The sequence below is a fragment of the Aggregicoccus sp. 17bor-14 genome (assembly GCF_009659535.1).
GTDB lineage: Bacteria > Myxococcota > Myxococcia > Myxococcales > Myxococcaceae > Aggregicoccus.
Genome location: NZ_VJZZ01000009.1, coordinates 146,386 through 160,067 on the forward strand (window position 1 = coordinate 146,386; position 13,682 = coordinate 160,067).

The following is a 13,682-nucleotide window of genomic DNA, read 5'->3' on the forward strand; positions in this document are numbered from 1 at the left end:
TGATGGTGCTCGGCCTCGCTCCGGGCCTGGCGATGGCGGCCCCGGCCTCGCTCGCGCAGCAGTCCTTCGCGGGCAGCCCGCTGTCGATGATGGCGCTTCTGGCGCTGCTCTCGCTCCTGCCCTTCGCGGTGGTGATGCTCACGAGCTTCTCGAAGATTGCCGTCGTGCTCTCGCTCGCCCGGGCGGCGATGGGCACCCAGCAGGCGCCCCCCACGCTGGTGCTCACCGGGCTCGCCGCGGTGCTCACCGGACACATCATGGCGCCGGTCATGGAGCACATGTACCGCGAGGGCCAGAGCGCATACGCCGAGGCCAGCTCGGGCGCGGAGCTGCTCTCGGCGGCGGCGCGCGTGGCCGAGCCGCTGCGGGGCTTTCTGGTCAAGCACGGCAGCCCCGAGGAGCGCGCGCGCTTCGTCGACCTCGCCCGCGAGCTGCGCCCTCCCGAGGAGGCCCAGTCCGTCTCCGAGGAGAGTGCCTCGGTGGTGATCCCCGCCTTCGTCATCACCGAGCTCAAGGAGGCCTTCCAGATCGGCTTCCTCGTGTTCCTCCCCTTCCTGGTGCTGGACATGGTGGTCGCGAACGTCCTGCTCGCGCTGGGCATGCAGACGCTGTCGCCGAGCCAGGTCAGCCTGCCATTCAAGATCCTCCTCTTCGTCGCCGTGGACGGCTGGGCGCTGCTCGCCCGGGGCCTGGTCCTCGGCTACCGGTGAACCCGATGGCCCAGGACATGCTGCTGGCGCTCGGGCGCGAGGCGCTGCTGTTGATGGTCCTCGCCTCCCTGCCGCCCATCGCCGCGAGCCTCGTGGTGGGCTTCCTCTCCAGCCTCTTCCAGGCCACGACCCAGATCCAGGAGAGCACCCTGTCCGTGGTGCCCAAGCTGTGCGCCGCGGCGGCGGCCCTCGTGCTTGCCGGGCCATGGATCTCCTCCCAGCTGGTGCGCTTCACCCACCAGCTGCTCCTGGCCATCGCCGAGGTGTCCGCGTGACCCTCGCCCTCCTGCAGCAGGAGCTGGTGCGCCTCGGCCCCTCCATCCTGGCCGTCGGGCTGTGCGCGGTGCGCCTGCTCCCTGTGGCCTTCCTCTGCCCGCTGCTCGGTGGGCAGGCGGCGCCCACACCGGTGAAGCTCGGGGTGGTCCTCAGCCTCGCGCTGTTCCTCCACCTGGCTGCGGGCATCGAGGCGCCCGCCGAGGCCGCCTCCACCTGGGGCCTGGTCGGGTGCGCGCTGAAGGAGCTCACCTACGGCACCTCCGTGGGCCTCGTCGCGGCGCTGCCCTTCGATGCCGCGCGCGTGGGCGGCCGCTTCATCGACCTGTTCCGCGGGAGCTCCGCGGAGGCGGGCCTCCCGGTGGTGGGCTCTCGCGAGTCGGCGACGGGCGATGCGCTCTACCAGCTGCTGGTGGGGCTCGCGGTCACGGGCGCGGTCCTGCCGCGCATCCTCTCGGGGCTGCTCGGCGGCTTCGCCACGGTGCGGCTGGGCGCTGCCGTGGCGAGCGAGGCCGCGGCCATGCAGGTCGTGGCGCTGGCAGGCACGGCGCTCGCCACGGGCCTCGCGGTCGGGGCTCCCATCGCGGCGGCAGCGCTCGCGGTGGACTGCTTCATCGGCCTTGCGTCCCGGGCTGCGCCGCAGCTCTCGCTGCAGGGGGTGGGCACGCCGCTGCGGATTCTCGGCGGCGGCGCGCTCCTGTGGGTGAGCGTGGGGCTGCTCAGCGAGCGGCTGCTCGCCGGAGCTGGCCAGGTCGACGGGATGCTCCAGGCGCTCGCGGAGCTGTCGCGATGAGCGAGAAGACGGAGCAGCCCTCTGCGAAGCGACTGCGGGAGGCGCGCCGCAAGGGTCAGCTGCCCCGCAGCCGTCTGCTCGCCTCGGCGAGCGTCTCACTCGGAGGCCTGATGGGCCTGGGCGCTGGGTGGCCGGCGGGGAGCGAGCGCCTTCGCACCTGGACCGCCCATCTGCTGCTAGAGCAGCGCTCGGAAGGAGCGTGGCAGGAGGCCCTGACCGTTGCGGCCGCGCTGTGTGGGCCCGCGCTGCTCGGTGCACTGCTCGCCTCGCTCACGGTCTCCGTGGCCGTCGCGGGGTTCTCCTTCCACCCGGAGCACGTCGCGCCCCAGCTGGAGCGCATCAGCCCTGCGGCGGGACTGAAGCGGCTCTTCAGCACGCGGCAAATCGCCGAGGTGGGCAAGGCACTGCTGCTGACCGCGGTGGTCGGCGCGCTCTTCGTCTCCGCGCTGAGGGACGAGGCGGCGGATGCGGTGCGGGCCTCCTGGCTCGCGGGGCCCGCAGCGCTCGGCGCGCTGCTGGGCCGCCTCGAGCCGCTCGTGGTGCGGGTGGCCTGGGGCGTGCTCGCGCTCGGTGGGATGGACTACGTGCTCGCGCGCCGGCGCCACGTGCGCGAGCTGATGATGACGCGCGACGAGCTCAAGCGTGAGTACAAGGAGAGCGAGGGCGACCCCCACCACAAGGGGCAGCGAAAGGCGCTGCACCGGCAGCTGGCGCAAGGAGGCCCGGCACGCGGGCTGCAAAAGGCCACGGCCGTGGTCGTGAACCCTACCCACATCGCCGTGGCACTGCGCTACGACGCCGCCGAGTGCGAGGCCCCCTACCTGGTGGCCAAGGCGCGCGAGGACGACGCGCTCGCGCTGCGCCGCGAGGCCGCTCGCCTCGGAATCCCGGTGGTTCGGGACATCCCGCTCGCCCGCAGCCTCATCCACTACGACGTGGGCGAGGAGATCCCGGCGGAGCTCTACGAGGCCGCCGCGGCGGTGCTGCGGGTGGCGCTGGGGGACACGGCTGCGGACGGCAGTCCCAGGAGACAGACCCCATGATGCGCTTGACCCAGCTGCTCGCCCGCGCGCGGGCGTCCTCCGACGTGGTGCTCGCAGTGGTGATGGCCGCGGTGCTCGCGGCGATGATCGTCCCGCTGCCCGCGTGGCTCCTCGATGTGGGGCTGGCCCTCAACCTGGCGGCGGCCGCTGCGCTGCTCGTCGCAGCGCTGTCCGCCAAGGGGGCGCTGAAGGTCACCGCCTTCCCCACGCTGCTGCTCGTCACCACCCTGTTCCGCCTCGCGCTGAACGTCTCCTCCACGCGCCTCGCGCTCTCCGAGGGGCACGCTGGACAGGTCATCGAGGCCTTCGGTGAGTTCGTGGTCCGCGGCAACTACCTGGTGGGCGTGGTGGTGTTTGCGATCCTCGCGCTCGTGCAGTTCCTCGTGGTGGCGAAGGGCTCCGAGCGCGTGGCGGAGGTCTCCGCGCGCTTCACCCTGGACGCCATGCCGGGAAAGCAGATGTCCATCGATGCCGACCTGCGCTCCGGCGCCATCGATCAGGCCCAGGCCCGCCGCCGCCGCCGCGAGCTGGAGCGCGAGTCCCAGATGTTCGGCGCGATGGACGGCGCGATGAAGTTCGTGAAGGGGGACGTCATCGCCGGCCTGGTGATCGTCGCCGTGAACCTGCTGGGCGGCACGGCCATCGGGGTGCTCCAGAGCGGGATGAGCCTCTCGGAGGCCGCCTCCACGTTCGCCCTGATTGCGATCGGAGACGGCCTGGTGTCGCAGATCCCCTCGCTGTGCATCGCCGTGGCCGCGGGCCTGGTGGTGACACGCGTCTCGTCGGAGCATGACGAGGACACGCTGGGCAGCGAGATCGGCTCTCAGTTCTTCGGCCAGTCGCGTGCGCTCTGGGTCGTGGCGGGCCTGTGCCTGGCACTCGCGCTGATGCCCGGAATGCCGCACGTGGTCTTCGTGGGGCTCGCCGTGGCCCTCGGCGCCCTCGCGCGCGCGCTCGGCAGCTCTGCCGCGGAGGCGCCCGCTGCCGCCCCCGAGGGCGCGCAGGAGGGTGGGGCCGGCGCCGGCTCCGCGACGGCAGCGGCGCCCCAGGCGGCGGTCGGCGTGAGCCCGCTCACCCTGGACCTCGCGCCGGACCTCAGTCCGCTCGTGCAGGCAGACGGGGCCGCATTCGTGAACGAGGTGCTCAACCGGGTGCGCGACGAGCTCTTCGCCGAGCTCGGGGTGCGCGTGCCCGGAATCCGGGTGCGCACGCATGCGGCATTCCTCTCCGCCGGGCAGTACCGCATCCTCATCGACGAGGTTCCCGCGGCCGGTGGCGAGGTCCTCGCGGACCGGCTCTATGCGCTCGCGCCGCCCGAGGAGCTGGCCTTCCTCGAGGTGGGGGCCGAGCCTGCCGTGGAGCCCGCCACGGGCAAGGCCATCAGCCGCGTACCGGAGGCCGGACGCAGCCGCCTCGAGCTGGCGCAGGTGGCGGTTCGCCGACCCGGCGAGCTCATCGCGGACCACCTCAGGATGGTCCTGCGCACGCGCGCCGCGTCGCTGCTCGGCGTGCAGGAGGTGCAGGAGCTGCTCGAGGGACTCGAGCAGCAGGCGCCCGCGCTGGTGAAGGAGGCGCTGCAGAAGGTGCCGCTGCCGCTGCTCACCGAGGTCCTGCGCAAGCTCGTGCACGAGCAGGTGAGCATCCGCAACATGCGCACGCTCCTCGAGGCGCTCGTGTCACCCACCACCGAGGGAGATGCGATCGCGTTGGCGGAGCGCTGCCGGCAGGCACTGCACCGCTACCTCAGCCACAAGTACGCACCGTCCGGGCCGCTCTACGCCTACCTCGTGGACCCTGCCGTGGAGGAGTCGCTGCGGGGTGGGGCCCGCGGCATGCTGCCCGAGCCCGAGCGGGTGGCCGCGATCCTCGAGGGCGTCCGGCGCATCGCGCACGGCGGCCGCGCGGTGCTGCTCACGGCGCCGGATGTGCGCCGCACCCTGCGCAAGCTGTGCGAGGGCGCGTTCCCGGAGGTGGCTGTGCTCACCTACGCGGAGCTCGACGCAGAGCTGCAGATTCGCCCCGTGGGGCGGCTCATGGCCCTGGCGCGCTGACGCTCGCCGGGGGCCGGTTGGGCGGGGTGCAGGCGCGGGGCGCGGGGCCCCCGCCGCTTCAGAAGGTGCCGGTACCGCTGCCGCTCTTCGTCTCGCCCGAGAGCTCGGCGTGGGCGGACTGGGGCGCGGGGCGGTTCACGCGGTCGCGCAGCTCCTTGCCCGTCCGGAAGAGCAGGCCCCGCTTCGGCTTCACCGGGATGACCTGACCCGTCTTCGGGTTACGGCCTTGATATCCCTGGTAATTCTTGACGTGGAAGGCCCCCAGCCCGCGGATCTCGATGTTCTCGCCGCGGCACAGGGCCTCCTTCATCGACTCGAAGATCGTCTCGATCGTGGCCTCGGCCTGCTTCTGCGTCACGCCCCGCTTGGCGACGAGGATGTTGATCAGATCGGACTTGAGCATCGGACGCTCCCGCAAACCGCGTGACCCCTCGTAATCAGGGCGCTTTGGCCCGTTGTCGTTGCAAGGAACGATAACAGAACAGCCTGGCGTTGCAAGCTGACCTCGGAGCCAACCCCACAGAACCTTTAAACTTTTCGGCCACCGCCCGTTTTTGCCGGAATTGCAGGGGTGGGAGCCTCGGGAGCACCTGCGGACGGGGCCCGGGCGAGGTCCAGCCAGCCGGTGCGCTCAAGCACCCGGATTCCGGCGGCGTCGGCCTCGAGCAGCAGACACTCGAGGGCCTCGAAGTCGCCCGCGCAGCCCGCAGTGCGCGGACTGGGAGCAGCCCGGGCGCCGCTTCCGTGCACCGCCACCCACACGTCTGAGAGCGTCAGCTGCTCCACGGGACGCCCGGGCTGCAGGCCTCCGCGCCGCCCGGGCTGCAGCAGCCCCGCGGCCCGCAGCTGCACGACGACCTCCGCGAGCAGCGCCTCGGGCACGCGCAGCTGGGTGGCGAGCTCGCGCGGCGCGGGGCCGGGACGGCCCTCCAGCCAGGCCCGGGTCACCTCCTGGGCGATGCGTGCCGCGACGAGCTCCCGCGCGCGGGGGTGGTCGCCGAACACCGCGAGCGAGTCCCGGAACGAGGCGTGCTCCACGGCGTAGGCCAGCCGGGCGCCGAAGAGGATGACGAGCCAGCTCAGGTGCACCCAGGCGAGAAAGAGGGGCAGCGCACCGAGCGAGGCGTAGAGCGGGTTGTAGCGGAAGCTGTGGGCGGCGAAGGCCACGTAGCCTGCCTTCGCCGCGGTCCAGGCAGCTCCCGCGACGAGGCCCCCCGCGAGGGCGGAGCGCAGGCGCACGTGGGCGTGGGGCGCCCAGAGGTAGAGCAGCGTGAGCCCAGCAGCGCTGAGCACACCCGTGCCGAGCGTGAGCAGCTGCGGCGCGAAGGAGACCCGGGTGTCCAGCACCAGCGCCCGCAGCGCCCCGGTGCCCGAGAGCGAGGCCGCGGCCAGCAGCGGCCCGAAGAGCAGCATCGCCACGTACGCGGCGAGGCGGAGGGCGAAGGGACGCTTCTGGCGTACGCCCCACAGCTCGTTGAGCGCAGCCTCCACGTGCCGCAACAGCGAGGCCGCCGAGACGAGGAGCGCGAGGAAGCCCACGCTGCCGATGGCGGTGGTGCTGCCGCGCGAGAGGAAGCGCTCGAGGAAGGCCGCCGACTCCTCGCGCACGCCCGGGGCGAGGACCTCGAAGATGAGCCCGCGCAGGCGGCGCTGGAAGGCGCCCTGGTGCAGCGCGTGGAGCAGCGCGAGCGCCACCGTGAGCAGCGGGACGAGCGAGAAGATGCTGATGTAGGTCAGGGCCGCAGCACGGCTGCCGAGCTGCTCACCGCGAAAGCCTCGCAGCACCGCCCTTGCGGCGACGAAGGTGTCCACGGTGAAGCGCCCCGCACGCGTGGCGGCGAAGCGCTCCCAGCCGCGCCGAGCGGGCGCCGTGCGACGGGGCGGGGCAGGGGGCACCACGTGCATCAGGCAGCCCCCGCGCGAGCCGAGCTGCCGCAATGCAAGGAGCGGCCGATCTCTGGGAGGAGGTGCCGCGGGAGGTGGAGAGCGCAGCACATGCGGAGGAGGCCTCGGGGAGGGCGCACGGGAGTCGCGGAAGGCGGCTCGGGGCGCGGAAGTGGGACGCTAGCCTCGACCCGCTCCTGCAGGCCAGGGACGCGCTGTCGGACAGGGTGCGCAATGGGGGGACACGTGGCCCCCCAAAGTCACGATCCCTGCTCGCTTCGACTCCGTCGTCACACCGCCCGCGAAGTCAGCCACGCGCTCCGCCGCGCTGCGCAGGCGGCGTCGGGCGCCCGCGGACCGCGCTGTCGCGGAGCAGGCGCTGGGGCGAGGGCGATGGCGCCCTCCTCGAGCGCTCGCATCGCGACAGCTCGCCACGCGACGCCACATCGGCCCCGACGAGAATGAGCCCCAGAGATGCGCGTCATTCGCGGTAGGGGGCACCTCGGAGGGCGCACGTGCGCCGCGAGGAGCGCGCTCGGGGCTCAGTCGCGAACCGGCCGCGCGCCCTGCCGAAGGCAGGGGGGGACGCACTGCAGTCGTCGCGCCTGCAAGGAGGAAAGCAGGGGTGCCAGGCCCCACGCGCGTCGACGGGGCCATCGCCGCCGCATCGCATGCACGGGGACGGTAGCGGCTCCACATCCCACATGCGTCAGCGGGCCGTCCCCGGAAGGACGGCCCACCGACCGCTCACGGCTGGCGGCTACTGGCCCTGATTCTCGGAGCCGCTGCCGCCCTGGGGCGAGCCCGCGCCGGCTCCGGGCGAGCCACCAGCGGCAGGCGCGCTCGGGCGTTCGCCACGGCGCTCACCGCGGTCGGGACGCTCACCACGCTCGTTGCGCTCGCCGCCGCGCTCCGGACGCTCGCCACGCTCGCCACCGCGGTCGGGACGCTCTCCACGCTCACCACCGCGGTCATTGCGCTCACCGCGGTCATTGCGCTCGCCGCGCTCACCGCGGTCGCCGCCACGGTCACCGCGCTCGCCACGCTCGCCGCCACGGTCACCGCGCTCGCCACCGCGGTCATTGCGCTCGCCGCCGCGGTCTCCGCCACCGCCACGACCCTCGCGCTTGCCCTCGCGGCCGCCGCCGCTGCCGCCGCCACCGCCACGCCCGCGGTCCCGGTCGCGGCCGCGTCCGCCCTCCTGGCGGTCGCGGCCGTAACCGCGGTCCTGGCCGTGGCCGCTGTCCGGCCGGCGCTGACCGGACAGCTCGCCATCGCCCGAGCCCGGAGAGGAGGCGACCTTGTGGTCTGCGCCCTGCGCCGTGCGTCCGTAGATGTCGTACTGCTCGCGGTGGTAGTTCTGCTGCGCCTTGACCTGGATGGACTTGTTGTAGCGGTCCATCAGGTGGCGCAGCTCCTGGCGCTCGTCGCCCTGCAGCAGCTTCGCCACGTCCGCGCTGCAGTTGATGACCAGCGTGGGGTCCTTGTACGCCGGCGCCTCGCGGCGGATCTCGCGGAAGATCTCGTAGCAGACGGTGGTCGCGGTCTTCACGAAGCCGCGGCCGTCGCAGTAGGCGCAGTCCTCGTGCAGCACGCGGCCGATGGACTCGCGCACGCGCTTGCGCGTCATCTCGACCAGGCCGAGCTCCGAGATCTTGAGCACGTTGGTCTTGGCCTTGTCGCGCCCCAGCGCCTCCTGCAGCGCCTTGAAGACCTTGTCCCGGTTCTGCGCCTTCTCCATGTCGATGAAGTCGCAGATGATGATGCCGCCGATGTTGCGCAGCCGCAGCTGGTAGACGATCTCCTTGGCCGCCTCGATGTTGATCTTGGTGATCGTCTCCTCGAGGCTCTTCTTGCCCACGTAGCGGCCGGAGTTGACGTCGATGGCGGTGAGCGCCTCGGCCTGGTCGATGATCAGGTAGCCGCCGCTCTTGAGCCACACCTTGCGCTGCACGGCGCGGTTGAGCTCGTGCTCGATGCCGTAGGCGTCGAAGACCGGCTCCTCCTCCTCGTGCAGGACCACGCGGTCGCGCAGGGTGGGGTCCTGCGCCGTCACGAAGCCGAGGATGCGCTCGTACTCGTCGCGGTCGTCCACCACCAGCTTCTCCACGTCGTGGGCGAAGAGGTCGCGGGTCGCGCGCAGGATGAGGTCCAGGTCGGGGTGCAGCAGGCCCGGGCCGCCGCGCTTTTCGTTGCGGCGCACCACCTGGTTCCACACCTCGATGAGGAAGCGGATGTCCGTCTCGAGCTTCTCCTGCGGCACGTTCTCCGCCACCGTGCGCACGATGAAGCCGGTGCCGGGCGGGCGCATCTTGTCCACGATCTCGCGCAGCCGGCGCCGCTCCTTCTCGTTGGAGATGCGGCGGCTGATGCCCACGTGGTCCACGGTGGGCATGAACACCAGGTGCCGGCCCGGGATGGAGATGTGCGAGGTGAGGCGGGCGCCCTTGGTGCCGATGGGATCCTTGGAGATCTGGACCACGACCTCCTGGCCCACCTTGAGCAGGTCCTCGATCTTCGCCGACTTGCGGGGCTTGGCCTTCTCGGCGGCCCGCTCATCGTCGCGCTTCTCGCGGCGCTCCTCGCGCTTGTCGCCGCCGCGGCCCTTCTCGCGCCGGCCCTCGCGACCCTTGCCGTCGCGCGCCTCGCGCGCCGCCTCGCGCTCGCGCGGGCCGCGCCGCTCGCCGGTGACTTCCGCTGCGGCCCCGGCCTCGCCCTCGGCGTGCGGCGGGGGGACGATCTCGCTCAGTGCCGTGGCCGCGTGCGGCGGCGGGGCAGGGGCGAGCTCGGGGACCGCGCCCTCGGAGGCGGCCAGCGGGCTCGGCTCCCCGGCGCTGCCCGGCTCGCGGGCCTCCGGCGCGGCGGCTTCTGTGCCCGGGACAGTGGGCTCGGAGGCCTCGGAGGGAGCGGCGGCCGCCTCGGCGACCGGCGCGGACTCGGAAGGCGCGGCGGCCGCCTCGGCCGCAGGCTCGGCCGCAGGAGCGGACTCGGGCGGGGCGAGCTCGCCGGGGGCGAGCTCCTGCACCTCGAGCTCCACGTCCGGAGGGGCGCCCGCAGCGAGCGCCAGGGGCGCCTCGGCGCCGGCCTCGTGCAGCTCCGCGCCCGGCTCGTGGCCGTGCTCGGCCTCGGCGGCGTCCGCCTCGGACTCCTCGGGCACCTCGGGGGCGTCCTCGTGCTCGCCCTCGGTCAGCTCGAACTGCGCGCGGGCGAAGTCCGGGTCGTAGACCACGTCGCTGACGTAGAGGAACGCGGCCTTCTCCAGGCCGATGTCCACGAAGGCCGCCTGCATGCCCGGAAGCACCCGGACGACGCGGCCCTTGTAGATGTTTCCGACGACGCCCTTGTCCTTCTTACGCTCGAGATAGAACTCCGCGATGTGACCGTTCTCGACGAGCGCCACGCGGGTCTCCCGACCCGCGGCGTTGATGACGAGGATGCTGCTCATGGGTGAATCCTGACCGCGCGCGCAGAGGTGCGGACGCCACCGGACGGGGGGCGATGGGGTCCTGCGCTTCCGAACGCGCTGCGAGGGGAGAGGTGCCCCGGTCCTGGCCAGCGCCGGGCACGGGCCCGCGAGGCCGGCAGCCGGCCCACATCACGCTGGAGAGGGTTGAGGGGACCACCACCTGCTCCTCCGAGTTCAACTGGGGCCCCGGCGAGTTGCGGCACCTTGCCGGCCGAGGCTTTGCTTCGAGCGTTGGGGACTTCCCAAGTGCGCGTGCTGCCCGCCCCTGCCTTCCGGTCCCGGTCGGTGCCCTGTCGCGGGCCCCTTGGGGTGGTGTGGGCAGGGGACTGCGGTGCAGCCGGCGCGCCCGGAGAGCCCGGTCACGCACCCGTCTCAAAAAATCTCCTGGACCCTCCGACGTCCCACATGGTGCGTCGCATCACAACAGTCCAAAAACAAAGGGACTTTTCCACGCCTGTGCCGAGCCTGTAAAGCCGCTCGGTGGATTTTGTTCGCCCCGTTGCGCGCCCGCTCCCACACCGGCCGCACGCCCCGGGCCGGGGCCGCCGCCCGCAGGGCCCGCCTGGGCGGTGGGGACGTCCTTGGGGCGCTCCTTGGGGCGCTCGGGCTTCTCCAGCCGGCCCTTGGGGCGCCACACGAGGCGCAGGCCGGTCCAGGTGGCATCCAGGTGGGCAATCTTGTTGTCCACGAGCCCAATCTCCAGGGCGGCCTGGCGCACCAGGTCCTCGGAGACGGGGGGGCGGCCGGTGGCGTCCGCGGGCCAGCAGACCCAGATGCCACCGGTGACGGCCATGGCGCGGCTGAGGGCGGGCAGGCGCTCGACGAGCTCCCTGGCGTCCCGGGTGAAGAAGAGGATGACGTCCAGGCCGGCCTGGGCGGTGACGAGGAACTCCACGCCGTCCGGCAAGGGGTTGAGCCGGTGCACGAAACCGGGTGGCGGGTTGATGACCGACACCTTGTGGCCGGCGCGGATGCCCAGCAGGGTGGGCAGCGGTGCCCCCAGTCCGAAAGAGCCGCTCATGAGCTGTGCTCCACGCGGAAGGGGCCGGGCTCGCCCTGCGGCGACTCCTCCTGCACCCGGACGTCCTGGACGTGGGCCTGGGTGGGGCCCTGGCGACACCAGGCGACGAAGGCGTCGAGCGCGTCCGGAGCGCCCTCGGCCACGGCCTCCACGGAGCCGTCCGGGCGGTTGCGCACCCAGCCGGCGAGCCCCAGGCGCAGGGCCTCGCGCCGGGCGCTCTCCCGGTAGAAGACCCCCTGCACCCGGCCGGTGATCTGCAGGTGTGTGCGCCGCGTGCTCATCGCTCGTCCGCCCCGTCCCAACGACTGCTGAGCCTTCACCGCGTTGCCTAACCCAGCAGCGCGAGGAACGCCTCCTCGTCGACCACTTTTACCCCGAGTTCTCCCGCCTTCTTCAGCTTGCTGCCGGCATCCTCGCCCGCCACCACGAGATCGGTCTTGCGCGAGACACTCCCGCTCACCTTCCCGCCGCGCCGCTCGATCTCCTCCTTGGCCTGCTCGCGGGTCAGGCGGGTGAGCGTGCCGGTGAGCACCACCGTCTTGCCCTGGAAGGCGCCGCCCTCCACCACCTCGGGCGGCTCGGGGGTGACGCCCACGGAGAGCAGGTCCTCCACGGCGGCGCGGTTCTGCGGCTCGTGGAAGAAGGCGTGGATGACCTCGGCCATGATCCCGCCCACGTCCTTCACGCGGGTGAGCGCTTCCAGGTCCGCCTCGAAGAGGGCGCGCGGGTCGCGGAACGCCTCCGCGAGCGCCTTGGCGGTGGCCTCGCCCACGTGCCGGATGCCGAGCCCGAAGAGGAAGCGGCGCAGCGTGGTCTGCTTCGAAGCCGCGATGGCCGCGAGCAGGTTCTCCGCGCTCTTGTCCCCCATGCGCTCGAGCGAGAGCAGCTGGGGGAGGGTGAGGCGGTAGAGGTCCGCGAAGGTCTTCACCAGGCCGCTGCCCACGAGCTGCGCGGCGAGCTTCTCGCCCACGCCCTCGATGTCCAGCGCGTTGCGGCTCGCGAAGTGGCGCACGCGCTCCACCAGCTGCGCGGGACAGGAGGCGCCGGTGCAGCGGATGATGGCGCCCTCCTCGTCGCGCACGGCCTGCGCGCCGCACACCGGGCAGTGATCCGGGAAGACGAAGGCGCGCTCCTCGCCGGTGCGCTGCGAGGTGACCACCGCGACGATCTCCGGGATGACGTCTCCCGCGCGGCGCACGAAGACCCGGTCCCCGATGCGCACGTCCTTGCGCTTGAGCTCGTCCTCGTTGTGCAGCGTCGCGCGCGCCACGGTCACGCCGCCGACCTTCACCGGCTGCAGGTGCGCGACCGGCGTGAGCGCGCCGGTGCGCCCCACGTACACCTGGATGTCCTCCACCCGGGTCTGCTCCTCCTCGGGGGGGAACTTGTAGGCCACGGCCCAGCGCGGGCTCTTGGAGACCTGCCCGAGGCGGCGGCGCAGGTCCTCGCTGTCCACCTTCACCACCATCCCGTCGATCTCGTAGGGGATGGCGTGGCGCTCGGCGAGGAAGGCCGAGTACTCGGCGCGCACCGCGTCCAGGCCCTCGAGGCGGCGGTTGCGCGGGTTCACCGGCAGGCCCAGCGCCCGCAGGTACTCGAGCTTCTCCCAGTGGCTGGTGAACGCGGGCACGCCCGGGCCCGGCACGCACTCGTAGAGGTAGATGGAGAGGGGGCGGCTCGCGGTGACCTTGGGGTCCAGCTGGCGCAGCGCTCCGGCGGCCGCGTTGCGCGGGTTGGCGAAGAGCGGCTCGTCCTCCTGCTCGCGCCGCGCGTTGAGCTTGGCGAAGTCCGCCTTCTTGATGAACACCTCGCCGCGCACGTCGATGAGCTCGGGGACCTTGAGGCCGTCGGAGGGGCGCAGCTCCCAGGGCAGGGCGCGGATGGTGCGCAGGTTGCCGGTGACCTTCTCGCCGATGGTGCCGTTGCCGCGGGTGGCGCCGAGCACGAGCTTGCCCCCCTCGTAGCGCACGCTCACCGCGAGCCCGTCCAGCTTGGGCTCGCACACGTAGCCGATGTGGGCGAGCCCCGTCTGCTTGCGGATGCGCTCGTCGAACTCGGTGAGCTCGCCGTCGTCGAAGACGTTGGCGAGGCTGAGCATGGGGACGCGGTGCTCCACCTCGTCGAACTGCTCGGCCGGCGCGCCGCCCACCCGCTGGGTGGGCGAGTCCGGCGAGGCGAGCTCGGGGAACTGGTGCTCGAGCTCCTGCAGCTCGCGCATGAGCCGGTCGTACTGCGCGTCGGAGATCTCCGGCGCATCGAGCACGTAGTAGCGGTGTTCGTGGTAGCGCAGCTCCTCGCGGAGGGTGCGCACGCGCGTCTCGGCGGTCGTGAGGTCCACGGCAGGAGCCTCTACGGAAGCCCTGACACCTTGGGAAGTTTTTGAGCGCCGGGGCGCGTTCGGACTCCTTGACAGGGTGGGGGGGGCTCAATAACCTCCGAGA

At 72.6% G+C, this 13,682-nt stretch carries 11 protein-coding genes; 5 read left to right on the forward strand and 6 right to left on the reverse strand.

The window, feature by feature from the left end:
* Positions 1-2 precede the first annotated feature (2 nt).
* Genes sctR through sctV form a run of 5 tightly spaced genes read left to right on the forward strand, consistent with a single transcriptional unit; the run spans position 3 to position 4,870 of the window.
* On the forward strand, positions 3-710 hold the full coding sequence (gene sctR, locus FGE12_RS18395) for a type III secretion system export apparatus subunit SctR (RefSeq protein ID WP_153867925.1): 708 nt from the start codon (positions 3-5) through the stop codon (positions 708-710).
* Between the two features lie 5 nt (positions 711-715).
* Positions 716-985: a flagellar biosynthetic protein FliQ gene (locus FGE12_RS18400; RefSeq protein ID WP_153867802.1), complete on the forward strand. Its 270-nt coding sequence runs from the start codon at positions 716-718 to the stop codon at positions 983-985.
* Positions 982-1,776 (forward strand): EscT/YscT/HrcT family type III secretion system export apparatus protein, encoded by a 795-nt coding sequence (locus FGE12_RS18405; protein WP_370459054.1) that lies wholly within the window; start codon positions 982-984, stop codon positions 1,774-1,776. The genes FGE12_RS18400 and FGE12_RS18405 overlap by 4 nt, the downstream gene beginning before the upstream one ends.
* Positions 1,773-2,819, forward strand: a complete 1,047-nt coding sequence (locus FGE12_RS18410) for an EscU/YscU/HrcU family type III secretion system export apparatus switch protein (protein WP_153867804.1) — start codon at positions 1,773-1,775, stop codon at positions 2,817-2,819. The genes FGE12_RS18405 and FGE12_RS18410 overlap by 4 nt, the downstream gene beginning before the upstream one ends.
* On the forward strand, positions 2,816-4,870 hold the full coding sequence (gene sctV / locus FGE12_RS18415; RefSeq protein WP_153867805.1) for a type III secretion system export apparatus subunit SctV: 2,055 nt from the start codon (positions 2,816-2,818) through the stop codon (positions 4,868-4,870). The genes FGE12_RS18410 and sctV overlap by 4 nt, the downstream gene beginning before the upstream one ends.
* Positions 4,871-4,928: 58 nt before the next feature.
* Here the strand turns inward: sctV and FGE12_RS18420 are convergent, their stop codons facing one another.
* The 6 genes from FGE12_RS18420 to ligA form a co-directional block, all read right to left on the reverse strand.
* Entirely contained in the window at positions 4,929-5,273 is a 345-nt protein-coding gene (locus FGE12_RS18420; protein ID WP_153867806.1) for an HU family DNA-binding protein, read from the reverse strand.
* Between the two features lie 125 nt (positions 5,274-5,398).
* A complete protein-coding gene (locus FGE12_RS18425) occupies positions 5,399-6,775 on the reverse strand; it encodes a YhjD/YihY/BrkB family envelope integrity protein (protein WP_153867807.1) in 1,377 nt (458 codons plus the stop codon).
* A 739-nt stretch (positions 6,776-7,514) separates the two neighbouring features.
* Complete coding sequence (locus FGE12_RS18430) at positions 7,515-10,199, reverse strand: Rne/Rng family ribonuclease (protein WP_153867808.1); 2,685 nt, start codon at positions 10,197-10,199, stop codon at positions 7,515-7,517.
* Positions 10,200-10,638: 439 nt separating this feature from the next.
* Positions 10,639-11,241 carry a DUF3052 family protein gene (locus FGE12_RS18435; protein ID WP_153867809.1) on the reverse strand — a complete coding sequence of 201 codons (603 nt, stop codon included), beginning with the start codon at positions 11,239-11,241 and terminating at the stop codon, positions 10,639-10,641.
* On the reverse strand, positions 11,238-11,522 hold the full coding sequence (locus FGE12_RS18440; protein WP_153867810.1) for an acylphosphatase: 285 nt from the start codon (positions 11,520-11,522) through the stop codon (positions 11,238-11,240). Before FGE12_RS18440 ends, FGE12_RS18435 begins: the two co-directional genes overlap by 4 nt.
* Positions 11,523-11,569: 47 nt before the next feature.
* Positions 11,570-13,579 (reverse strand): NAD-dependent DNA ligase LigA, encoded by a 2,010-nt coding sequence (gene ligA, locus FGE12_RS18445; protein ID WP_194798027.1) that lies wholly within the window; start codon positions 13,577-13,579, stop codon positions 11,570-11,572.
* Between the last annotated feature and the right edge of the window lie 103 nt (positions 13,580-13,682).